Origin of the sequence: Micromonospora sp. NPDC048868 (assembly GCF_043198195.1) — a bacterium.
In the GTDB taxonomy this organism is placed as follows: domain Bacteria; phylum Actinomycetota; class Actinomycetes; order Mycobacteriales; family Micromonosporaceae; genus Micromonospora; species Micromonospora reichwaldensis.
Window position 1 is genome coordinate 85,113 of record NZ_JBICUN010000003.1, and the last position, 22,427, is coordinate 107,539.

At 73.2% G+C, this 22,427-nt stretch carries 16 protein-coding genes; 13 read left to right on the forward strand and 3 right to left on the reverse strand.

Annotated features, from left to right (window positions below; genetic code table 11):
- Positions 1 to 2: 2 nt before the first annotated feature.
- On the reverse strand, positions 3 to 878 hold the full coding sequence (locus ACGFNF_RS05440; RefSeq protein ID WP_357578534.1) for a hypothetical protein: 876 nt from the start codon (positions 876 to 878) through the stop codon (positions 3 to 5).
- Positions 879 to 1,006: 128 nt separating this feature from the next.
- Here ACGFNF_RS05440 and ACGFNF_RS05445 point away from each other — a divergent pair, with 128 nt between their 5' ends.
- The 13 genes from ACGFNF_RS05445 to ACGFNF_RS05505 all read left to right on the forward strand — a co-directional run bounded on the left by ACGFNF_RS05445 (position 1,007) and on the right by ACGFNF_RS05505 (position 18,942).
- Positions 1,007 to 1,789 carry a DeoR/GlpR family DNA-binding transcription regulator gene (locus ACGFNF_RS05445; RefSeq protein WP_311411066.1) on the forward strand — a complete coding sequence of 261 codons (783 nt, stop codon included), beginning with the start codon at positions 1,007 to 1,009 and terminating at the stop codon, positions 1,787 to 1,789.
- Between the two features lie 364 nt (positions 1,790 to 2,153).
- Positions 2,154 to 3,374 (forward strand): mandelate racemase/muconate lactonizing enzyme family protein, encoded by a 1,221-nt coding sequence (locus tag ACGFNF_RS05450; protein ID WP_357578533.1) that lies wholly within the window; start codon positions 2,154 to 2,156, stop codon positions 3,372 to 3,374.
- Complete coding sequence (locus ACGFNF_RS05455) at positions 3,371 to 4,846, forward strand: aldehyde dehydrogenase family protein (protein ID WP_393165953.1); 1,476 nt, start codon at positions 3,371 to 3,373, stop codon at positions 4,844 to 4,846. Before ACGFNF_RS05450 ends, ACGFNF_RS05455 begins: the two co-directional genes overlap by 4 nt.
- A 5-nt stretch (positions 4,847 to 4,851) precedes the next feature.
- Positions 4,852 to 5,958: a diphosphate--fructose-6-phosphate 1-phosphotransferase gene (locus tag ACGFNF_RS05460; RefSeq protein ID WP_357578531.1), complete on the forward strand. Its 1,107-nt coding sequence runs from the start codon at positions 4,852 to 4,854 to the stop codon at positions 5,956 to 5,958.
- A gap of 27 nt (positions 5,959 to 5,985) precedes the next feature.
- Positions 5,986 to 7,281, forward strand: a complete 1,296-nt coding sequence (locus ACGFNF_RS05465) for a sugar ABC transporter substrate-binding protein (RefSeq protein WP_357578530.1) — start codon at positions 5,986 to 5,988, stop codon at positions 7,279 to 7,281.
- A 97-nt stretch (positions 7,282 to 7,378) separates the two neighbouring features.
- A complete protein-coding gene (locus ACGFNF_RS05470) occupies positions 7,379 to 8,242 on the forward strand; it encodes a carbohydrate ABC transporter permease (protein WP_192581238.1) in 864 nt (287 codons plus the stop codon).
- Positions 8,239 to 9,060 carry a carbohydrate ABC transporter permease gene (locus ACGFNF_RS05475; protein WP_132239812.1) on the forward strand — a complete coding sequence of 274 codons (822 nt, stop codon included), beginning with the start codon at positions 8,239 to 8,241 and terminating at the stop codon, positions 9,058 to 9,060. The genes ACGFNF_RS05470 and ACGFNF_RS05475 overlap by 4 nt, the downstream gene beginning before the upstream one ends.
- Complete coding sequence (locus ACGFNF_RS05480) at positions 9,057 to 10,058, forward strand: alcohol dehydrogenase catalytic domain-containing protein (protein ID WP_357578529.1); 1,002 nt, start codon at positions 9,057 to 9,059, stop codon at positions 10,056 to 10,058. The genes ACGFNF_RS05475 and ACGFNF_RS05480 overlap by 4 nt, the downstream gene beginning before the upstream one ends.
- Positions 10,055 to 10,966, forward strand: a complete 912-nt coding sequence (locus ACGFNF_RS05485; protein WP_393165957.1) for a 2-deoxy-5-keto-D-gluconate 6-phosphate aldolase domain-containing protein — start codon at positions 10,055 to 10,057, stop codon at positions 10,964 to 10,966. Before ACGFNF_RS05480 ends, ACGFNF_RS05485 begins: the two co-directional genes overlap by 4 nt.
- Positions 10,967 to 10,974: 8 nt before the next feature.
- On the forward strand, positions 10,975 to 11,694 hold the full coding sequence (locus ACGFNF_RS05490; protein WP_357578527.1) for a GntR family transcriptional regulator: 720 nt from the start codon (positions 10,975 to 10,977) through the stop codon (positions 11,692 to 11,694).
- Entirely contained in the window at positions 11,681 to 12,736 is a 1,056-nt protein-coding gene (locus tag ACGFNF_RS05495; RefSeq protein WP_357578526.1) for an alcohol dehydrogenase catalytic domain-containing protein, read from the forward strand. Before ACGFNF_RS05490 ends, ACGFNF_RS05495 begins: the two co-directional genes overlap by 14 nt.
- A 314-nt stretch (positions 12,737 to 13,050) precedes the next feature.
- The gene (locus ACGFNF_RS05500; RefSeq protein WP_393165959.1) at positions 13,051 to 16,479 is read left to right on the forward strand and encodes a discoidin domain-containing protein; all 3,429 of its coding nucleotides are present in this window, start codon (positions 13,051 to 13,053) and stop codon (positions 16,477 to 16,479) included.
- Between the two features lie 114 nt (positions 16,480 to 16,593).
- Positions 16,594 to 18,942 (forward strand): AbfB domain-containing protein, encoded by a 2,349-nt coding sequence (locus ACGFNF_RS05505; protein ID WP_393165961.1) that lies wholly within the window; start codon positions 16,594 to 16,596, stop codon positions 18,940 to 18,942.
- Positions 18,943 to 18,981: 39 nt separating this feature from the next.
- On the opposite strand, the gene ACGFNF_RS05510 is transcribed toward ACGFNF_RS05505, so the two are convergent.
- Positions 18,982 to 21,825 (reverse strand): M48 family metalloprotease, encoded by a 2,844-nt coding sequence (locus tag ACGFNF_RS05510; RefSeq protein WP_393165963.1) that lies wholly within the window; start codon positions 21,823 to 21,825, stop codon positions 18,982 to 18,984.
- Positions 21,822 to 22,283, reverse strand: coding sequence for a hypothetical protein (locus ACGFNF_RS05515; RefSeq protein ID WP_393165965.1), 462 nt, complete (start codon positions 22,281 to 22,283; stop codon positions 21,822 to 21,824). Before ACGFNF_RS05515 ends, ACGFNF_RS05510 begins: the two co-directional genes overlap by 4 nt.
- Positions 22,284 to 22,427: the final 144 nt, after the last annotated feature.

Consider the following 22,427-nt stretch of genomic DNA (forward strand, 5'->3'; position numbering starts at 1 on the left):
CGTCAGCGGGACACGGCGTCGTCAACCACGTCGCAGAGGCGGCGCAGCCGATCCACGGAGATGGTCCGCAGGTCGTCGGCCATCGTCGGGCTGCCGACGACCGACGCCCAGATCGCCCGGCCCGCCAGGAAGCCCGACGCCCCGGCCTGGCAGGCGAGGCGGACGGCGTCGGGGAAGAGTTCGGCGGGTACGCCCGACGACAGCACCACCCAGGGCCCGGCGATGGACTCGCTCAGCCGGGAGCAGCCGGCGACGATCTCCGCCGGGGTGCCCTGCCCGGCGGTGGGGACCTCGGCCTTGTAGAGGTCGGCGCCGAGCGAGCCGAGTTCGCTGGCGGCGGCGAGGATGCCGGCGTCGTGGTCGAAGGCGCCGCCCTGGCGGGGGGCGCGGGACACCGGCTCGATGATGCTGACGAGTCCGTTGTCGCGGCACCGCCGCACGAAGTCCGTCACCAGGGCGATCCGGGGGGCGGGGTCCTCGTCGGGGCGCCAGAGCACGAGCAGCTTGAGCGCCTTGGCGCCCTGGGCGCGTACGGCGGCGGGGTCGACGTCGTCGTCGATGGCGACGTCGGCGACGAACTCGGTGGCGCTGGCGGTGAAGCGGTCGGCGGCGGCGATCAGGGCGCACTCGGCGGCGACGGCCTCCTGGGCGATGACGGCGTCCCAGCCGAACTGCTTGTCGACGAGGATCGCCGAGGCGTACGGGCTCAGCGCGCGGGCCGCCGCGACCTTGAAGTCGGTGATCTGCTCGTCGGTCACCGGCTGGCTCTGGTGGGCGGCGAACATCGCCCGCAGGGCCTCCCGCTGGTCGACGGCGAGCATGGCGTAGCCGCCGGAGGGGCGGGCCAGGACGGTGGGCGACACGGTGGCGACGGTCATGGGGTACCTCCCAGGATTACCAAAGGACGTTTGCAACGTACCATCGGATGGTAGAAAAATAACATCCCTCGGTTGCTCTAAACTCTCCACCGAGCCCCGTGGGGTGACATCCGGCAGGAGGGCCCGGCGTGAGCGTGCAGACGTCCCGTTACGAGAGCGCCCCCCGGCGCCGCACGCAGATCATGGCCGCGCTGCGGCGGGCGGGCTTCCTCTCCGTGGCGGAGCTCAGCGCCCAGCTCGGCGTCTCGCAGATGACCGTGCGACGCGACCTGCGCCAGCTCGCCGAGTCCCACGAGGTGACCCTCGTGCACGGCGGGGTCAGCCTGCCGCCGGGCGGCGTGGCCGGCCCCGGCTTCGCCTCCCGGGCCCAGACCCACACGCAGGCCAAACTCGCGATCGGGGCGGCCGCCGCCGCCCTGGTGCAGCCCGGCGACACCATCGGCATCGACAGCGGGACCACCGCCGCCGAGGTGGCCCACGCCCTGCCCGCCGAGTTCGAGGGATGCGTGGTCACCCACTCGGTGCCGGTGCTGGGGCACATGCTGTCGCGTCCGCGTGCCCGCGTCATCGGGATCGGCGGCGAGCTGCTGCACGACAACCAGGCGCTGGTCGGCTTCGCGGCCCTGGACCTGACCCGCCGCCTGCGGATCCGGATGCTCTTCCTCGGCGCCGGCGCCGTCGACGAGCGCGGGGTCTACGTGCGCTCGGAGATCGAGCTCAGCGCCAAGCACGCCCTGATGGAGATCGCCGACGAGATCGTCCTGGTGGTCGACGCGAGCAAGCTGACCGCCACCGCCCCGGTGCAGGTCTGCGGGCTCGACCGGATCGACACCGTGGTCGTCGACGCTCCCCTGCCCGAGGCGGTCGCGACGACGGTGCGGCGCAACGGCATCCGCGTCATCACCGCCTGACCTCCCCGGTCCACCCCCGCCACCGGCCGCCGATCCGGCGGGCGGCACCGGGTGCCACGACGCCCTGCCGCGGGCTCCGGCCGTCCCGGCAGCCCAGCGTCGGGCCCTGCCGTCCGCGTAGCCCAGCGGCGGCGCGTAGCCCAGCAGCAGGCCCTGCCGTCCGCGTAGCCCCGCGCCGGGCCCGGCGGCCCACGTAGCCCACCAGCACCACCGCGCGGCGACGCGTCCCGTTGCGGGGCGCGTCGTCCTTTTTCGCCCGCCACCGCCGGCCACCGGGACGCCCCAGTTTGTTTCCAGCCCTTGACGGGCCGATGAACGCCGGCTAGAACTGCATGCAGTTCTTCACAAGTGTGAGAGAGGCCTCATGGGACTCAGCGGAGATCTGCAGCACGCCCCGGACGCGGTCGACCAGGCCGGTCCCTCGGCCGAGCAGGCCGGCGCCTCGGTGGGCGCCGTGCGGCTGCCCGACGTCCCCGTCGCCGACGTGCGGTGCCGGGTGTTCCGCGCCCGGCCCGCCGAGCAGATCGCGATGTCCTTCGCTCCCCTGACCCACCGGGTGATGGTGCTGGTCGAGGTCGAGCTGGCCGACGGTTCGGTCGGCATCGGCGAGAGCTGGGCAAACTACCCGTCCTGGGCCTGGCGCGAGCGCGTCGCCACGATCAGGGAGGGCGTGGCGCCGCTGCTGCTCGGCACGCGGCCGGCCGACCCCGCCGACGCGCAGCGGGCGCTGATGGCGAAGCTGGGTCCGCTGGGCCGCCAGTGGGGTGCGCCCGGCCCGATCCACCAGGCGGTGAGCGCGGTCGACATCGCGCTCTGGGACCTGGCCGCCCGGCACGCCGGGCGGAGCCTGGCGTCGCTGCTCACCACGCACCCCCGCACCGAGCTGCCCGTCTACGGCTCCAGCCTCGGCCCCGCCGGGGTCGCCGAGACCGCGACGCACTGCGGGGCGCTCGGGCTGACCGCCGTGAAGGTCAAGGTCGGCTTCGGCCGGGACCGGGACCTGGACAACGTCCGCACCACGCGGCGCGTCCTCGGCGACGGGGCGCAGATCTTCGCCGACGCCAACCAGGCGTGGTCGTTGCCCGAGGCGCTGCGGATGCTGCCGGCGCTGGCCGACCTGGGTGTCGCCTGGGTCGAGGAGCCGCTCGCCGGCGACCGTCCGGAGGAACTCGACGAGCTCGGCGCCCGCACCGGCATGCCCCTGGCCACCGGCGAGAACCTCTACGGCGCCGCGGCCTTCACCCCGTACCTGCGCGGCAGCGGGGTCACCATCGTGCAACCGGACCTCACCAAGGTCGGTGGGATCAGCGAGTACCTGACGGTGCTCCGGGCCGCCGAGGCCGCCGGCAAGACCGTCAACCCGCATCTGTACAACGGCGCGATCGCGACCGCCGCGACCGTGCAGGTGGCCGCCAGCAGCCCGGCGACGTCCCTCGTCGAGTGGGACGTCCGGTCCAACCCGCTGCGCCAAGCCGCCGACGAGTTCCTGACCGCCCACGGCACGGTCACCGTGCCCCACCGCCCCGGTCTCGGTATCGACCTCGATCCGGACCAGCTCGACCCGTACGAGGAGCAGCTGTCGTGACCGATTCCCCGATCGTCGACGAGGTCCTGGCAACCCCGAGCGCGGTGCGCATCGGCGGCCGGGCGGTCCCGGGCGCCGTCACGGGGGCGCCCACCCTGCCCGTCGTCGACCCGTCCACCGGGACGGCCTTCGCCGAGGTCAGCACCGGCGGCTCGGCCGACGCCGCCCGCGCGCTCGCCGCCGCCACCGCCGCGCTGCCGACCTGGGCGGCCACCCCGGTGGCGGAGCGCGCCGCGGCCCTGCGGGCCATCGCCGACGACATCGAGGCCCTGGCGACCCGCCCGGACTGGGCCGGGCTGATCACCAGGGAGACCGGCAAGCGGCTCGCCGAGTCCACCGCCGAGCTGGGGCTGACCGTGACCTACTTCCGGGTCATGGCCGACCTCGTCGAGCGGCAGGAGGAGCAGCGGCTGACGGTGGTGCCGCAGCACGAGCACCGGGTCGCCGCCCGGCCGGTCGGGGTCGCGGCCGTACTCACCCCGTGGAACTTCCCGGTCTCCATCCCCGCCCGGAAGATCGCACCGGCGCTCGCCGCCGGCTGCCCGGTGCTGTTCAAGCCCTCGGAACTGGCTCCGCTGTCGTCGATGGTGCTCGCCGCGGTGTGCGAGCGGCACCTGCCCGACGGGGTGCTCGGCACCGTCCTCGGCACCCCGGCCGACGTCGTCTCCCCGTGGCTCGCGGCGCCGGCGGTGCGGGCGGTCTCGTTCACCGGGTCGACCCGGGTCGGTCGCCTGGTGGCCACCGAGGCGGCGCCGCGGTTCCTGCGTACGGTGATGGAGTTGGGCGGCTGCGCGCCGTTCGTCGTCCTCCCGGACGCCGACCCGCAGGCCGCGGCGCAGACCCTGATGGTCGCCAAGTACCGCAACAACGGCCAGTCCTGCATCGCGGCCAACCAGATCCTGGTCGCCCGGGAGGTGTCCGGGGAGTTCGTCGAGGCGTTCGTCGAGGCCACCCGCGCCCTGCGCGTCGGCGATCCCCGGGACCCCGGCACCGACATCGGCCCGCTCGCCCCGGCCGGCGACCCGGCACGCATGGCCGCTCTGGTCGACGAGGCCGTCGCCCGGGGCGCCCGTGCCGTCGCGCCGCACGGCGCGGCACCGTCCGTCGGGCACTACGCCGCCCCGACGGTGCTGCTCGACGCGCCCGTGGACAGCCGCGCCATGACCGGTGAGATCTTCGGACCGGTCGCGCCGGTGCACGTCTACGACGACCTCGACGCGGCGTTGGCGGTGCACCACGCCACGGGCTACGGGCTCGCCGGCTACGTGTGCGGCACCGACCTGGACGCCGCGCGGGCGGTCGCCGACCGGCTGCGCGCCGGCATCGTCGGGATCAACACGGGCACGCCGAACACGCCGTGGGTGCCGTTCGGCGGGCTCGGTGACTCGGGCGTCGGCTACGAGGGCGGCCGGCCGGGCCTGGAGGCGTTCCAGACCCACCTCAGCGTCGCCTCCCGCCCGGTGGGGGCCTGAGCGTCATGCGCCTGCTCATCGGCCAGACCGGCGCGCCGACCGCCGTCGTCAACGCGAGCCTGCGCGGCTTCCTGGAGGGCGCTGAGGGCCACGAGGTCCTCGCCCTGCGCGGGGGCCCCGACGGTCTCGTCGACGGCCGGCTCACCCCGGTCACCCTCGCCGACGTCCCGCCCGCCTGGACCCACCGCGGCGGGTCCTGGCTCGGCGCCGGCCGCCGGGCGGTCACCGGCGACGACCTCGACGCGGCGGTCGCGACGCTCGCCGAGCACCGCGTCGACGGGGTCGCCCTGATCGGCGGCAACGGCACGATGGCGCTGCTGCGGGCCCTCACCGAACGCGCCGAGCAGGCCGGGTTGCCCCTGTGCACCGCAGGCATCCCCAAGACCGTCGACAACGACCTGGTCGGCGTCGACCACTGCCCGGGATTCGGCTCCGCCGCGCGCTACCTGACCCGGGTCGTGCCCGACCTCGCCCGCGACCACGCGGCCATGCGGGCGATCGAGCCGGTACGCATCGTGGAGACCCTGGGCCGGTCGGTGGGCTGGCTGGCGCTGGCCGCGACGTGGCACCGGGAGGACCCGGCGCACGCACCGCACCTCGTCCTGCTGCCGGAGGTGCCGTTCGACCGGGCCGACTTCCTGCGCCAGGTCGACGACGCCCTGCACAAGCACGGCCGCGCGTTCGTGGTGACCAGCGAAGGTGCCGCCCGCGAGCTGACCGACGAGCCCTTCGAGGCGGCCAACCACACCCGGATCCTGCTGGGCGGGGTGTCCCGCCGGCTCGCCGCGCTCGTCACCGCCGAACTCGGGGTCGCCGCCCGCGGCGAGGTCCTCGGCATGGTGCAGCGCTCGGCCGGCGCCTTGGCCGGCGACGTCGACCGCCGGGAGGCGACCGAGGCCGGGCGGCACGCCGCGCGGCTGCTCGCGGACGGGCGCAGCGGGCTCATGGTCGGCCTGCACCGCGTCGGCACCGACCCCTACGCCGCCGGGTACGACCCGGTGCCACTGGCGGAGGTGGCCGGCCGCACCCGACCGGTACCCGCGCCGTGGCGCACGACCGACCCCGCCGACCTCGGCGACTTCCACGACTGGCTCACCCCTCTCATCGCCTGAGTGACCCCTCCATCGAAAGGCAGGCACATGCGGCACAGGTACCTGAGCGCGGCGCTCGCCCTGGCCCTGGTCGGCGGACTCACCGCCGGCTGCGGCTCGGACTCCGCCGGCTCCGCCAACGAGATCAACCTGATCATGTCGAACCACCCCTGGCAGCGGGCGATCGAGCCGTTGATCGACGACTTCGAGAAGGAGTCGGGCGTCACGGTGAAGGTCCAGACGTTCGCCGAGCAGCAGATGCGCGACAAGGTGCAGCTCAACCTCCAGTCGCGCAGTGCCTCGATGGACGTGTTCATGACGCTGCCCTCCCGTGAGGGCCCCCAGTTCGCCAAGTCCAACTACTACGAGCCGCTGGACGAGCACGTCGGCAAGGCGGGGGCGGACTACGACGTCGACGACTTCCCGGCCGCCGTACGGGCCGGCATGACCGTCAACGACAAGCTGATCGCCGCGCCGATCAACGTCGAGGGCGTGGTGCTGTACTACCGCACCGACCTGTTCGACAAGTACGGCGTCACGCCGCCGAAGACGCTCGACGAGCTGACCACCGCCGCCGAGACGATCAAGCAGAAGTCCGGCGGCAGCGTCACCCCGATCGCGTTGCGCGGACAGTCCGCGGCGCTGCCGTTCACCTTCGGCCCGTTCCTGCACTCGCAGGGCGTGAGCTGGACCAAGCCCGACGGCACGCCCAACTTCGACGACCCGAAGGCGATCGAGGCGATCGACCGCTACGCCACCCTGGCCCGCGAGTACGGCCCGCCCGGCGTCGTGAACAACACCTTCACCCAGTCCTCGGCCCTGTTCGCCGCCGGCAACGCCGCCATGGAGCTGGAGTCGAGCAACGAGGTCAGCAGCATCGTCGACCCCAAGACCTCCAAGATCGCGGACAAGATCGGCGTTCTCGACTTCCCAGCCGGCGCCGCCGGTTCCAAGACCACCGTGCTCTCCTGGGGCCTGTCGGTCTCCTCGTTCTCGAAGAACAAGGACGCGGCGTGGAAGTTCGTGCAGTGGGCCACCAGCGCGAAGACGCAGCTGGAGCTCACCAAGTCCGGCATCGCGCCGCCGCGCACCTCGGTCAGCCAGGACCCGGCCTACACCGCCACCCTCAACACCGAGACGCTCAAGCAGTGGAACGCGGCGCTGACGAAGGCGCAGACCGACGGTGACACCGAGGTCGGGCCGGTGGGTGTCGCGGCCCCCGAGATGCGCAAGGTCATCGGCGACGCGGTCGGCACCGTGATCCTCGGCCGGGCGAGCGCCGCGGACGCGGCCAAGCAGATCCAGGACGGCCTCACCCCGCTGCTGGCGAAGAACAGCGAGTAGGAGCCTCATGAGCACCGACACGACGACGAAACGCCCGACCGGCCCCCGCCCCGCCAGCACGGCGGGGCGGGGGGCGGGGCGCCGGCCGAGAAGGACGGTGCATCCGACCGCCCGGGGGATCTGGCCCTTCGTGGTGCCGGCCGCCGTGGTCACCGCCCTGCTGGTCCTGCTGCCGATCGCGTACACCGTCTGGTTGTCGGTGACCGACCGGCAGTCCGACGGCACGAACACGGGCTTCCTCGGGTTCGACAACTACGCCCAGATGTTCGCCAACCCGGCGTTCTACAACTCCCTGAAGGTCACGCTCTTCCTCTTCGTGGTGTGCCTCGCCGTGGAGACCGTGCTGGGACTCGCGCTCGGCTACGTGATGAGCCTGGACGTGCCGGGTCGGCGCGTCTTCCAGGGCATGATGCTCATCCCGGCGATCACCGCGTCGGTGGCGGTCGGCCTGCTCTGGCTGCTGATCATGGATCCGTCGCTGGGGGCGGCCAACGAGCTGCTGGCCGTCATCGGGATCGACCCCGTGGTCTGGCTCGGTGACCCGTCCATCGCGCCCTGGTCCATCGCGCTCGTGGACATCTGGCAGTGGACGCCGTTCATGGCGCTGATCATCTCCGCCGGCATCCGGTCGTTGCCGGAGGAGCCGTTCGAGGCGGCGGCCATCGACGGGGCGAGCGGCTGGCGTACCGCGTGGAACATCGGTCTGCCCCTGCTGCGGCCGGTGCTCATCGTCGCGATGCTGCTGCGCACCGTCGACCTGGTCCGCTTCTTCGACACCATCTACATCATGACCCAGGGCGGGCCGGTCGACTCGACGAACACCCTCAACGTGTACGGCTACAACGAGGCGTTCATCAACCAGGCGCCCAGCTACGCCGCCGCCCTGCAGATCGCCCTGCTGGTGCTCGTCGTACTGATCGCCACCGTCTTCACCCTGGTCCGAAGGAGGGCCGCGAAATGAGCGCGGGCAAGCGGCTGGTCGGCGTCTACACCGCGTACGTCCTGTTCGCCGTGGTCTTCTTCGGCCCGGTGCTGTTCATGCTCTGGTCGTCGCTGCGGCGCAACGTCGACATCACCGGCTCCCTGTTCGACGTGGCCTCGCCGCTGACGCTGGAGAACTTCACCAACCTGTTCGAGCGGTTCGAGTTCGGCCGCTACATCGTCAACAGCTTCATCGTGGCCGGCGGCTCCACCCTGCTCGGCCTGGTGCTGGGCGCGCCGGCCGCGTACGTGATCGTCCGGCGGCAGCTGAACACGCTGGGCTTCGTGACGCTGCTCGCCCGGATGGCACCCGGCGTGCTGTTCGTGCTGCCGCTGTTCGTGCTCTCCATCCGCATCGACGCCCCGTCGAACACGGGGCTCAACTACGCCCTGCTCATCGTGGCGCACCTGATCGTCACCCTGCCGCTGTGCATCTGGCTGCTGATCCCGTTCTTCGAGGAGATCCCGATCAGCATCGAGGAGTCGACGCTCATCGACGGCGCCTCGACCTGGCAGCGGTTCCGCATGGTGGTGCTGCCGCTCGCCATGCCGGGCGTCTCGGTGGCACTCACGCTCAGCTTCGTCTTCTCCTGGAACTACTTCCTGTTCGCCCTGGCGCTCGCCAACGACCAGACGCTGCCGCTGACGGTCATCGCCTTCAACTTCATCGGCCAGGGATCGAACGACTTCGGCGGTCTGATGGCCGCGAGCACGCTCATCTCAGCGCCGGCCCTCCTGCTGACGATCTTCGCGCAGCGGTGGCTGGTGCGTGGAATCACCGGAGGTGCCGTCAAGTGACGACCACCAGTGTCCGTGCCCGCTTCCTGGGCGACGGACGGATCGACTTCGAGCGGGCCACCCTCGGCCCGGTAGCGAACGGGCAGGTACGCGTCCGCGTCGACGTCTGCGCCCTCTGCGGCTCGGACAAGCGGCTGCTGCGGTCGGGCTCGCCCGTGGTGCCGGGGCACGAGATCGCCGGCACCGTGGTCGACGTCGGCGCGGACGTCACCGTGCCCGTCGGGACCCGCGGCATCGTCTACATCCCGGTCTTCTGCGGTACGTGCCGACGCTGCGCCGCCGGCCGCACCAACCAGTGCCTGCACCTGCGGGAGCTGATCGGCTGGCAGCGCGACGGCGGGTTCGCCGAGCACGTCGACGTGCCGGCCCGCTGCCTTCTGCCGGTGCCCGACGACGTGCCGCTGGACACGGCGGTGCTGGGTCTGGACACCGTGGGCACCGCCGCGCACGCCCTGCGCCTGTGGCAGCGCACGCAGCCCGACGGCGTCGACCGGGCGCTGGTCATCGGCGCCGGCCCGTTGGGCCTCGGTGTCGTCGCCGTGGCGGGCGCCTTCGGCGTCGGCGAGGTGGACGCCTTCGACCCGCACGAGGGTCGCCTGGCCACGGCCGTCGAGCTGGGCGCCCGGGCCGCCGGCGACCTGGCGGCGGAGAACCAGTACGACCTCGTGGTCGAGGTCAGCGGGGCCGCGGCGGCCCGGGAGACCGCGCAGCGGGTGGTCGCGCCCGGCGGCGCGGTGATCGCCCTCGGCGAGTCCGACGAGCCCTACACGATGCCCGCGACGCCCCGTTGGCGGCGCACCGACTGTTACACGGTGCGTTCCTTCTACTTCCCCACCAGCGAGGTCGAGGCGAACTGGGACCTGCTGCGCGACCACGGCGCCGCGCTGCGGGACCGGCTGACGGTGCCGGTGACCCTCGCCGAACTGCCGGACGCCTTCGCCCGCTTCGTCGCCGGCGACTACTTCAAACCCTGCATCGTGTCGGAGGACGCCTCATGAACCAGCCGCAGCACCTGCTCATCCTCGCGGTCGACCAGCGTCCCTGGCTCACCCAGGCGCTCTACGGCCACACCGGCACCGCCACGCGCGGCCAGCGCGCGGCGATCGCCGACGGCAAGCACATGGTGGTGGAGGGTCTGCTCGCGGCGCTCGCGGACGAGCCGAGGCTCGCCGCGCACGCCGGCATCCTCGTCGACGCGACGCTCGGCCCCGGTGTGGCCGAGCGGGCGCACGCCAACGGGGTGACCGTGAGCATGCCGCTCGAGCGCGGCGGTTGCGAGATCTACGAGACCGAGCCGGCCGACCTCAGGTCCCACCTGGAGCACCACGGACCGGAGCTGCCCAAGGTCCTGGTCCGCTACAACGTCGAGGGCGACGTCGACGGCAACCGCGTCCAGCGCGCCCGGCTGGCCGAGGTGTCCGCGACGGTCCGCGACACCGGTGGCCGTTTCCTGTTCGAGCTGCTCGTGCCGCCCACGCTCGCGCAGCTCGACGCCGTCGGCGGCGACCTGGGACGGTTCGAGCGGGACCTGCGTCCCGCGCTGGTGCACCGCGCGATGACCGAGCTGCTCGAGGAGGTGCCGGTGGACGTCTGGAAGCTGGAGCACCTCGACCGGCAGGAGCACTACCGCACCGCGGCCCGGATCGCGGCCGAGGCCGGCGGCGAGTGCATCCTGCTCGGCGCCAACGCGCCGGCGGCGCGGGTCGAGGGGTGGCTCGCGGACGCCGCCGCCGCCGGATTCACCGGCTTCGCTATCGGGCGTAGCATCTGGTGGGACGCGCTGCGCGGGCTGCTCGCCGGGGACCTGGCCCGCCCTCAGGCGGTGGCGGCGGTCGCCGCGAACTATCGCGGATTCGCCGCCGCGTTCCTCGCCGCGGTGCCGGTCGGGCCCGAGCCGCACGAGTGAGGACACCAGTGACGCCACCTTCCCCGCCCCGGCCCCCCGCCGCGACGCTGCCGGCGCCCGCCACCGCGTCCGCGCCCGCGCAGGAGGCGGACCCGCACACCGGTGAGCGGGTCGGCGAGCTGCTCTACCGGACGCTGCGCGACCGGATCATCTCCGGCGAGCTGCGGCCCGGCACCCGGCTGAGCGTCCCGGCGTTGGCCGAGGAGTTCCGGGTGAGCCGCAGCCCCGTGCGGGACGCGGTGATCCGCCTGGTGCAGGACGAGCTGGCGCGCGAGACCCTCAACCGCGGCGCGGTCGTCGCCCGCATCGAGGGCGAGGAGCTGGTCAGCCTCTACGAGGCCCGCGAGGCTCTGGAGTGGGCGGTGGCCCGCCTGGCGGCGCAGCGCTACAGCCCGGCGCTGCGCCGCCGCCTGCTCGCCCTGCTCACCGAGCACCGGCAGGTCGCGGCGGACGGCGACTTCGCCCGCCACATCGAGCTCGACGCCGCGTTCCACCGGGAGATCCGGCAGGCCGCGCAGAGCCCGGTGCTGACCCGGATGCTCGACGGCGTCCAGAGTCGGGTCCTGATCGCGATGCGCTCGACCAGCCTCACCGGCGGCATGGCCCAGGCCGTCGCCGACCACCAGGCCATCTTCGAGGCGCTCTGCTCGGGTGATCCCGACGCCGCGGGTGAGGCCGCCCGGGCGCACATCCGCCGACTCAAGGAGCTGCTCCGTGCCGCTTACTGACGCCCGCACGATCGCCGCCGTCCGGTGCCACGGTCCCGGCGACGTACGCGTCGAGCAGCTGCCCGCGCGTGTCCCGGGTGCCGGCGAGGTGGCCATCGAGCCCCTGGCCGTCGGGGTCTGCGGCACGGACGGCCACATCGTCGGCGGCAGCTTCCCGGCGGCCCGCCCGGTCGTGCTGGGCCACGAGGTCTGCGGACGGGTGCGGGAGGTCGGCCCCGGGGTCGACCGGCTCACGCCCGGCGACCTCGTGACCGTCGAGCCCCACGACTACTGCACCGCCTGCGCGTACTGCCGGCTGGGGCAGGAACACCTCTGCGACGCCAAGCGGGGCTACGGCGTACGGCTCGACGGCGGGATGACCGAGCGCATGGTCGTGCCGGCACGGATCGCCTACCGGCTGCCTCCGGACACCCCACCGTGGATCGGCGCCCTCACCGAGCCGCTCGCGTGCTGCATCCACGGCATGGACCAGCTCGCGCCCCGCTCCGGCCTGCCCGTGCTCGTCTACGGCGCCGGCCCGGCGGGGGCGATGATGGTGGCGCTGGCCCGCTCCCGGGGGCTCGCCCCCGTCGTCGTCATGGATCCCCGCCCGGACCGCCGCGACCTCGCGCTGCGGATGGGAGCCGACGCCGCCTTCGATCCGACCGACCCGGCCAGCGGGGCGGCGGCCCGGGACATGACCGACGGTCTGGGCTTCCCGTACGTCGTCGACGCGGTCGGCTCGGCGCGCCTGCTGGAGTCCGCGATCGGCATGGCCAGCCGTGGCGGCCGGATCCTGGTATTCGGTGTCGCCCGGCCGGACGAGGAGGCCCGGGTACGCCCCAACGAGGTCTTCGCGCGCGAGCTGACCATCGTGGGGGCGGTCATCAATCCGTACACCCACCACCGCGCCGTGGGCATGCTGCCGACGCTCGGTCTGGACCGGCTGCGGCCGGCGTTCTTCCCGCTGGAGAAGGCCTCGCAGGCGCTCGACGCCCAGGCCGTCGGCCAGGCCGACAAGGTCTTCGTCGCCCCGCACGGCGTCGAGGCCGCCCGCCGGTAGGCAGGCGGAAGCGGGCGGGTCCATCCGTGCGGCGCCACCGGGGCCGGGCTCCGGTGGCGCCGTACGGCGTTGCCGACTTTTGACCGTCCGGACGAAAGTTCAGACGATCTCGCACAAACATCTAGACATTTAGATTTAAGAATCATAGTGTTGCCCTCACCAGGCAGCGGCGTGCCAGGCCAACCATCAGGACATGACAACGATGTCCGTTCGATGTCCGGGCCCGCCGCTGAGCCCGAGCGCCGCGCGACGACGTACGTCGTTGTCCCGCTCCCCTGGAGGAGAGAATGCTCGGATCGTCCCGACGAGCACGCGTGCCCCTCGCAAGCGCCCTCACCGCTGTCGTCGCCCTCGCCGGCCTGTGGCTGTCCCCGTCGAGCGCGGGTGCGGCTCCGCCGCCGCAGGAGCCCGGTGTCACCCTGCGCGTCTTCGACCTGCAGGTGCCGCTCAACAACCTCTGCACCCTGAAGGCCGGCCAGACACCGAACGTCGACAAGCTCATGCCGACGGTCGACTGGACGAGCGCGGCCGACTTCGGCATCGAGGACCACTTCCTGGTCCACGTCCTCGGCAACGTCAACATCACCCAGGCGGGCAGCTACACCTTCCGGCTCATCAGCGACGACGGCTCCCGCCTGCTGATCGACGACACGCTGATCGTCGACCACGACGGCGCGCACGGCCCGGAACCGAAGGACGGCGCCGTCACCCTGACCGCCGGCTACCACTCCCTGCGCATCGAGCACTTCGAGCGTACGGGCGGCCAGCAGCTCACGTTGCAGTGGCGTACGCCGGGCTCCAGCACGTTCGTGACCGTCCCCGACTCGGCGCTGAGCACCGACGCCGGCGTCGTCCGGGTGACCGCACCCGGTCGCAAGGAGTGCGAGGCCAGCGGCGACTCCCCCGGCGACGGGCTGCCGCTGACGTCGGTGCACCCGAACTACACCCTGACCAACCTGCGCCCGAGCGGTTTCCAGCCGCAGGTCACCGGGTTCGACTGGTTCCCCGACGGCCGGCTGGCCGTGGCCACCTGGGGCGGTTCACTGACCACCGTGGGCGAGGTGTGGATCCTCGGCAACGTCACCGGCAGCACCAGCCCCGGCCAGGTGACCCGGGAGCGGGTCGCGACCGGGCTCCAGGAGCCGATGGGGCTCAAGATCGTCGACGGGAAGATCTACGTCTCGGAGAAGGCGAAACTCACCGAGCTCAACGACACCAACGGCGACGGGGTGACCGACCAGTACCGCACCGTGGCCACCTGGCCGTTCGGCAGCAACTTCCACGAGTTCGGGTTCGGCCTGCTCTACCGGGACGGCTACTTCTACCTCAACCTCTCGGTCTCCATCAACTACGGCGGTGCCACGACCGACCCGCAGCCGGCCCCGAACCGGGGCACCACCATCCGGGTGAACCGGAGCACCGGCGCGATCGACTACGTGGCCGGCGGCCTGCGCACCCCGCACGGCATCGGCTGGGGCCCCGAGGGCGACATCTTCGTCACCGACAACCAGGGCGGCTGGCTGCCGTCGTCGAAGCTCGTGCACGTCAAGCAGGGGCGCTTCTTCAACCACTACATGAACCCGGCCGGCCCGTTCGACAACAACCCGGTCACCCAGCCGGTCCTCTGGCTGCCGCAGAACGAGATCGGCAACTCGCCGAGCACCCCCGTCATGCTCAACCAGGGCCCGTTCGCCGGGCAGATGGTCATCGGCGACGTCACCTACGGCGGGCTCCAGCGCGCCTACCTGGAGAAGGTCAACGGCGAGTACCAGGGCGCGCTGTTCCGGATGACCCAGGGCCTGGAGGCGGGAGTGTCCGAGGTGTCCGTCGGGCCCGACGGCGCCATCTACACCGGCGGCCTGCACGGCGGCGGCAACTGGGGGCAGGAGGGCAAGCTCAGCTACGGCCTGCAGAAGATCGCCCCGAACGGCGGCAACAACTTCGACATGCTGGCGATGCGGGCCACCCCCAACGGCTTCCAGATCGAGTACACCCAGCCCCTGTCGGCGTCGACCGCCACCGCGCTGGCCAGCAAGTACCGGGTCAAGCAGTGGCGCTACGTGGCGACGGCCGCGTACGGCGGGCCGAAGATCGACGAGGAGACGCTGTCGGTCTCCTCGGCCACCCTGTCGGCCGACGGGAAGACCGTCACGTTGGCGATCAACGGCCTCAAGCCCGGCCGGGTCGTGCACGTCCGCTCGCCCCGGCCGTTCGCGGCCAGCAACGGGCAGTCGCTCTGGAGCACCGAGGTCTGGTACACGCTCAACGCCATCCCGGGTCAGCAGCCGCCCGTCAACCTCGCGCTCGGCAGGGCGGCGACCGCCGACAGCTCGTGCTCGCCCACCGAGGGCCCGGCCAGGGCCGTCAACGGGACGACCACCAGCGGCAACCTCGACAAGTGGTGTTCGACGGGCGCGACCAAGTGGTTGCAGGTCGACCTGGGCACCACCCAGAGCCTGAACCGCTTCGTCGTACGCCACGCGGGCGCCGGCGGCGAGAACACCGCCTGGAACACCCGCGACTTCACCATCCAGACCAGCACCAACGGCACCTCGTGGACGACCACGACGAACGTCACCGCCAACACCGCCAACACCACCACCCACGACATCTCCCCCACCCAGACCAGATACGTCCGACTCAACGTCACCAAGGCCACCAGCACCTCCGACAACGCGGCCCGCATCTACGAGTTCGAGGCCTACGGCGGGCAGACCGCGACCGGGAACCTCGCGCTGGGCAGGGCGGCGACGGCCGACAGTTCCTGCTCGGCCACCGAGGGCCCGGCCAGGGCCGTGAACGGCAGCGTGTCCGGTGGGAACAGTGACAAGTGGTGCTCGACGGGCACCACCAAGTGGCTCCAGGTCGACCTGGGCACCACCCGCAGCGTGAACCGCTTCCTCGTACGCCACGCCGGCGCCGGCGGCGAGAACACCGCCTGGAACACCCGCGACTTCACCATCCAGACCAGCACCAACGGCACCTCGTGGACGACCACGACGAACGTCACCGCCAACACCGCCAACACCACCACCCACGACATCTCCCCCACCCAGACCAGATACGTCCGACTCAACGTCACCAAGGCCACCAGCACCTCCGACAACGCGGCCCGCATCTACGAGTTCGAGGCCCACGGCCCCACCGGCGACACCGGTCGCGTCACGCTCCTCGACGGGTCCCACCTCGACAACTTCGAGAGCACCAACGGCACCCCGGCCACGTGGCCGCTGGCCAAGGGCGGCGTGGAGGTCCTCGGCGGCGACATCCGCAGCCGGCGCGCGTTCGGTGACTTCCGGCTGCACGTCGAGTTCTGGCTGCCCAACCTCCCGCCGGACGTCACCGGCCAGGCCCGCGCCAACAGCGGGATCTACCTCCAGGACCGCTACGAACTCCAGGTCCTGGACTCCTTCGGCGACACCACCCCGGCCAACGACGAGGGCGGCGCCATCTACGGAAAGATCGCGCCATCGGTCAACGCGGCCAGCGCACCGGAGACGTGGCAGACCTACGACGTCACCTTCCGGGCGGCCCGCTTCGACAGCGCCGGGGTCAAGACGGAGAACGCCCGGGTCACGGTCGTGTGGAACGGCGTCACCGTCCACGACAACGCGGTGATCAACGGGCCCACCGGCAACGGCGCCCCGGAGGGACCCTCGGTGGGGCCGATCCGGCTGCAGGACCACGGCGACCCGGGCCTCAACGTCCACTACCGCAACATCTGGGTCGAGCCCACGAGCTGACCGTACGCCCGGGGCGGGGCGACCCGCCCCGGCCCGCACCCCGCGCAGGCCTGAAGAACCCCCGTCCGTCGCACGGGCCCCGCGCCCGCGCGACCCGTCCACATCGGAGACGGCATGACACGTCGCGCCCGCATCCGCACCCTGCCGCTGGCGGCCGCCCTCACCCTGCTGGCCGCCCTGCTCACCCCGGTGTCCCCGGCCCGGGCGGCGCCCGCGAAGACGCCCCCGCTGACCACGCCGTGGACCAGCCAGGCCCTCACGGGCACGCCCCTGCCGGAGTACCCCCGACCGCAGATGACCCGGCCCGACTGGCTCAACCTCAACGGCGAGTGGCAGCTGCGCCAGTCCGCCACCGACGACGCCCCGCAGTTCGGCACGAACCTCCCCGAGCGGGTGAACGTGCCCTTCCCGGTGGAGAGCGCCCTGTCCGGCGTGCGGCGCGCCGCCAACGACAACCGCCACTACCTGTTCTACCGACGCACCTTCACCGTGCCGGCCGACTGGTCCGGCCGCCGGACCCTGCTGCACTTCGGGGCAGTCGACTGGCAGAGCACCGTGTGGGTCAACGGCGCGCAGGTCGGCGGGCACACCGGGGGCTACGACGCCTTCACGTTCGACGTCACGCCGCATCTCAACGGCGGCACGAACGAGATCGTGGTGAAGGTGTGGGATCCCACGGACAGCCGGCAGAACGGCAGCCTCCCCCCGATCGGCAAGCAGACCAGGACCCCGGGTGGGATCTTCTACACCCCCAGCTCCGGCATCTGGCAGACCGTCTGGTTGGAGCCGGTGCCCACCGCGTCGATCAGCGGCGTCGACGTCTATCCGAACCTGTCCACCAACACGCTACGGGTGCGGGTGTCCACCCGGGGCAACGTCACCGGACACAGCGTGCTGGCCGAGGCGCTGAACGGAAGCACGCTGGTCGGCTCGGCCACCGGTGGCTTCACCGACTTCAGCGTGCCGGTGCCGAACGCCCGCCGGTGGTCCCCGGACGATCCGTTCCTCTACGGCCTGCGGGTGACGCTGCGCGACCCGGGTGGCGCCCAGGCGGACCGGACGACGCACTACTTCGGCATGCGGGAGATCACCACCGGGATGGTCGGCGGGGTGCTGCGCCCGAAGCTCAACGGCCAGTTCGTGTTCCAGGTCGGCACCCTCGACCAGGGGTACTGGCCGGACGGGCTGTACACCGCCCCCACCGACGCGGCACTCGCCTTCGACCTGCAGAAACACAAGGACCTCGGGTTCAACATGGTCCGCAAGCACATCAAGGTCGAACCGCAGCGGTGGTTCTACCACGCCGACCGCCTCGGCCTGCTGGTGTGGCAGGACGTCCCCTCGATGACCGCGCAGGACATCAACGCCGACAACGCCCAGCAGGCACAGTTCGAGGCCGAGGCGAGGGAGATCGTCGACGAACACCGCAGCTCCCCCTCGGTGGTCGCCTACACCGTCTACAACGAGGGGTGGGGCGAACGCGCGCTCGCCGACACCCGGCGGGTCGGGCAGAACGTGAAGAACCAGGACCCGACCCGGCTGGTGAACGTGCACAGCGGCCACAACTGCTGCCAGTCCCTCGGCGACCCGGGCAACGGGGACATCGACGACTGGCACATGTACCTCGGCCCCGCCTCGCCGAGCCCGTCGGCCTCCCGGGTCGCCGTACTCGGTGAGTTCGGCGGCCTGGGCCTGCGGACGCCGGGGCACGAGTACAGCCCCAGCGGCGGCTTCTTCGCCTACGAGTGGCAGCCGAACTCCACCGCCCTCACCGACCGGTACGTCGGGCTGGTGCAGGGCAGCCGGAACCTGATGCTCGGCAAGGGCCTCAGCGCCTCGGTCTACACCGAGATCACCGACGTCGAAGGCGAGCTGAACGGCTTCCTCACCTACGACCGCCAGATCGTCAAGATGGTCGAGTCCCGGGTCCGGGCGGCCAACCAGGCGCTCATCGACGCGTCCAGGTCGCTCGGCGACAACCAGCCGGTCGCACTGCCGCTGAACACGCGCCGGTCGTTGCAGGTGACCACGCCCGGACACACGCAAAGGTACCTGCGGCACCGGGACAGCCTCGCCTACACCGAGGTCGTCGACTCGGGCAGCACGGCGCTGCTCAAGAACGACGCCACCTACACGATCCGGGCGGGGCTGGCCGACGCCACCTGCTACTCCTTCGAGTCGGTCAACTTCCCGGGGCAGTACCTCCGGCACGCCGCGTCCCGGGTCCGCAACTCGCCGAACGACGGCTCGGCGCTGATGCGCGCCGACGCCACCTGGTGCGCCCGCACCGGGCTGACCGGCGGCGGGGTCTCCCTGGAGTCGTACAACTTCCGGGGCTCGTTCCTGCGCCACTTCAACTCGGAGGTGTGGCTCAGCAACGGCGCTGGCGGCGCGGCGTACGACACGCCCACCCTCTGGAGCGCGGACAGCACCTGGAACGTCGCCGCGCCCTGGGCGCCGTGAGGACCGGACGGCGAGCCGGCGCACCGCCGCCCGGGTCGGTCAGCCGCTCAGTCCCGTCACCGCGGCCCCGACCGCCGCGTCGAGCAGCCGCTCGTCCAAGGGCTCCGCGATGGCGCTGGCGCTGACGGTCACCAGGTTGTGCCCCGCCCGGACGATCACGAAGGCCGATTGCCCGGTGATCCGGGCCCGCCCGCTGCCCGCGCTGAGCCGGTAGTCCACCCGCCAGGACTGCTCGCCCAGCGCGGGTGGCGGCCGCGCGTCGACCGCGAACCGCACCGCCGGGCCGCCCCCGCCTCCGGCCGTGAAGCGGGGGCAGGCCCGGCGCGCCGACTCCGCCTCGGCGAGCACCGAGGCGGGCACCGGTTCGGCGTGCGACCTGACCTCGATCACCAGCTCGGTCGACGCGGTGGCGGTGGGCCCGCGCACCGTGGCGTAGCGGGCCCGCTCCCGGACCCGTTCGACCTCGCCGAGCCGGTCCAGGTAGGAGTCCTCGGCCAGGGGCCGGCAGGCCGGCGGGTCGATCCGGGAGCCGCCGCCCGCAGCCCGGTCGGGCCGGACCCGCCAGCCCCGCGGCAGCACCGCCCGGACCGCACCCGCCGCCCGGCGGGCCTCCGCGCGGGTGAGCGGCCGGCCGGGGTCGGGCCGCCCCGCGACGGACCGCGTGGGCCCCGGGGTGGCGTCGGGCACCGGCGGGACGCCCGGAGGAGTAGAGGGCGCCGTGGCGCGGGACGGCTCCGCCACCGGAAGCGGGGCGTACGCCCCGGGGATCCCCGGACCGAGTACCGCCACCGCGAGCAGGGCCGCCAGCGCCGCGACCGCCGCGACGGGCGCCCTGGCGCGGGCCGGCCAGGACGGGGTCGGCCCGGCCACGGCCGGCCGGGACAGCAGGAACGGCAGGGTGAACGCGACGAGGTAGCCCAGCCACACCAGCGGGGCCAGCAGGTGCGCCTCGACGGTGTCCCACCCGTCCGCCCGTCCGGTCACCAGGGCGTGCAGGTACTGCAGCAGCGCCGCCGCCGTGCCGGCCGCCCAGCCCGCGGTCAGCGCCCGGCCGACGCCGGCGCGACGGCCGACCGCGAGCACCACCAGGACCGCCCAGCCGGTGAGCGCGCAGAGCAGCCAGCGCTGCTGGGCCAGCCGGTTCGCCCCGGCCAGGGTGTCCGGCGGGGACAGTTCGGTCCGTAACACGGCGCTCCCCGCACCGACCAGCACGGCGGTCAGGACCGCCGCCACGACCCCCCGGTCCCACCGGCGCGGCGGGCGTCGGTGCCCCTCCCCCGCCCCGCGCAGCAGCAGGCCGACAAGCACCGGGACCAGCAGCGCGAGCAGCGGCCAACCGCTGCGAGGCAGCGCGAAGACCAGCCAGGCGCGGGCCACGTGGCCGTCGGTCGCCACGGACGCCACCGCCGGCAACGGCCAGAGGACCGCGACACCGGCGGCCGCCGCGACCAGGTACGTGGCCGAACGCCAACCGACCGACCCGGGCCGGGAGGCGACGACCAGTCGCGCCAACAGCACGCAGAGCCCTGCCACCGACGCGGCCAGGAGCCCCGCCAGCGCGGCGACGATCATCGCGACCGGCACGCCCGCCCAGGCCGGCACGCCCGAGCTGCCCGGAACCGGCAGCACGGTGGCGACGAACGCCGTCGCCGCGAACCCGACGGCCACGCCGACGACGGGCCGCCACCAGCCGCCCGCCCCCGCGGCAGCCCGGCGGACCAGCACGGGCAGCAGCCCGAGGCTCAGCAGGACGGCGCCGACACCGACCGCGACGGGCCGGCCCACGGTCGCGTACGCGGTCAGGAAGAGGTCACGTACGAGGGCGTCGGCGGAGCCCATCGCCAGCATCGCGACCGCGCCGACCGCCAGCCCGTGGGTCAGGCCGCCCGGCGGGTCCACCGGCCGGCCCAGCGCCGCCGCCCGGGTCGCCGGATCCGGATGCCGGGCGAGCAGCCGACGCCGTCGCGTGGGGCCCACGGTCCTGGCGCGGAGCAACGCGGCCAGGTGCCCGGCGTGGCCGGCGCCGGCGGCGTACCGGTCGGCTTCCCTTTCACGCCGCCGCAACAGTCCGGCCGCCAGCAGCGCGGTCGACACCGCGACGACAATCGCCCGGCCGAGCGCCGTCAGGTAGGTCGCGTTCAGCCCGAACAGGGCCACCTCGAGCAGGCCGGCGGCGAGCACCGCGGGCACCGGCAGCCAGATCAGGCCACGGACGGCCGACGCCCAGGCCACGTCCCGGGCGAGGACGTGCGCGAGTTCGTGCGCCACCACGGGGTCGAACCGCGCCGGGTCGGCGTGGGCCACCGCGACGGCCGCCGGGAGCACCACCGTCGGCCGGCCGACCACACCGCCTGTGGTGTACGCCTGCCGTACGGGCGGGGCGGCGACGACCAGCCGGGGCCGGTGACGCGCGGCCAGCCCGCTGCGGTCGCAGAGGTCGACGAAGCGTTCCTGCGCGCCCGGCACGGTGAGCCGGCGGCGGAGCCGACGCCGGTCGGCCAGCGGCAGCACCAGGACGAGCGCCCCCGCCGCGCCCAGCGCGATTCCCGCCCCGGCGAGCATGACCAGTCCACGTCGGCGGAACTGCCCGGCCAGGCAGCGGTCGCGGGCCGCCGACTGTTCCGCGGCCTCCATCGGATGGGCCCGGGTGCAGACGTCGACGGTGGCCGCCCAGGGTCGGGAGAGCGAGCGGTCGGCGAGGAAGTAGAGGCCGCCGGCGCTGATCCCGACGCTGATCAGGGACGCCAGCACGAGTGCGTAGAGCCAGCCGAGCCGGTCCGGCGGGACGGGCGGGCCGGCTCCGGGGCCACGGTCGCCGCCGGTCGTGCCGTCCGGGGCCGTACCACCGTCGTGGTGGACCCCGCCGGCACCGGTCCCCGTCATGCGTCCGGCGGATCGACCATCGCGCCGACCGCGGCGTCGGCGAGCAGTTCCGCCCGGCCGGGGTCCAGGCCCAGCGCCACCGCGTGCCGGTGGCACGCCTCACGCAGTCGCCGCGCCTGTTCGGGGTCCAGCCCCGGTCGGGCGGCGGGCGGGGCGGGCAGCTCGCGGCGGCGGCGACGCAGCAGGCCGGCCCGGACGGTGGCGGCGCCTATCACCAGCACCTCGCCCACGGCGGCGGCAACCACCTGGAGCGCGAGCTCGGTGACCAGGGTGACGTCGATGCCGAAGCCGACCCCGCCCTGCGGGACGGACCAGCTCACGCGTCCCTTCGACAGCTGCCGTCGCCAGTCGGCGGCGACCTCGTCGAAGACCGGTAGTTCCTCGGGGGCGATGCGACGGACCGCCGCGTGGGCAGCGCCCACGACCAGATCGGCGGCGACGTTCTGCGGCTCGGTCACGATGCCATCGTGCCGCTACGGCGCCAGCCCGCAGACCCGACAGTAAGGTTTCCGGCACCAGGACCCGTGACGAGCCACGGTGTGCGGGGCCGGGCACGCGGCCGGCCCGAGGGCACCGTCGCGTCGGCGGGAGGCAGGATGGGC

Coding starts and splice junctions, on each gene's coding strand:
- ACGFNF_RS05440 (WP_357578534.1), bottom strand. CDS start 878: ATGACCGTCGCCACCGTGTCGCCCACCGTCCTGGCCCGCCCCTCCGGC.
- ACGFNF_RS05475 (WP_132239812.1), top strand. CDS start 8,239: ATGAGCGCGGGCAAGCGGCTGGTCGGCGTCTACACCGCGTACGTCCTG.
- ACGFNF_RS05465 (WP_357578530.1), top strand. CDS start 5,986: ATGCGGCACAGGTACCTGAGCGCGGCGCTCGCCCTGGCCCTGGTCGGC.
- ACGFNF_RS05505 (WP_393165961.1), top strand. CDS start 16,594: ATGACACGTCGCGCCCGCATCCGCACCCTGCCGCTGGCGGCCGCCCTC.
- ACGFNF_RS05510 (WP_393165963.1), bottom strand. CDS start 21,825: ATGACGGGGACCGGTGCCGGCGGGGTCCACCACGACGGTGGTACGGCC.
- ACGFNF_RS05460 (WP_357578531.1), top strand. CDS start 4,852: ATGCGCCTGCTCATCGGCCAGACCGGCGCGCCGACCGCCGTCGTCAAC.
- ACGFNF_RS05485 (WP_393165957.1), top strand. CDS start 10,055: ATGAACCAGCCGCAGCACCTGCTCATCCTCGCGGTCGACCAGCGTCCC.
- ACGFNF_RS05450 (WP_357578533.1), top strand. CDS start 2,154: ATGGGACTCAGCGGAGATCTGCAGCACGCCCCGGACGCGGTCGACCAG.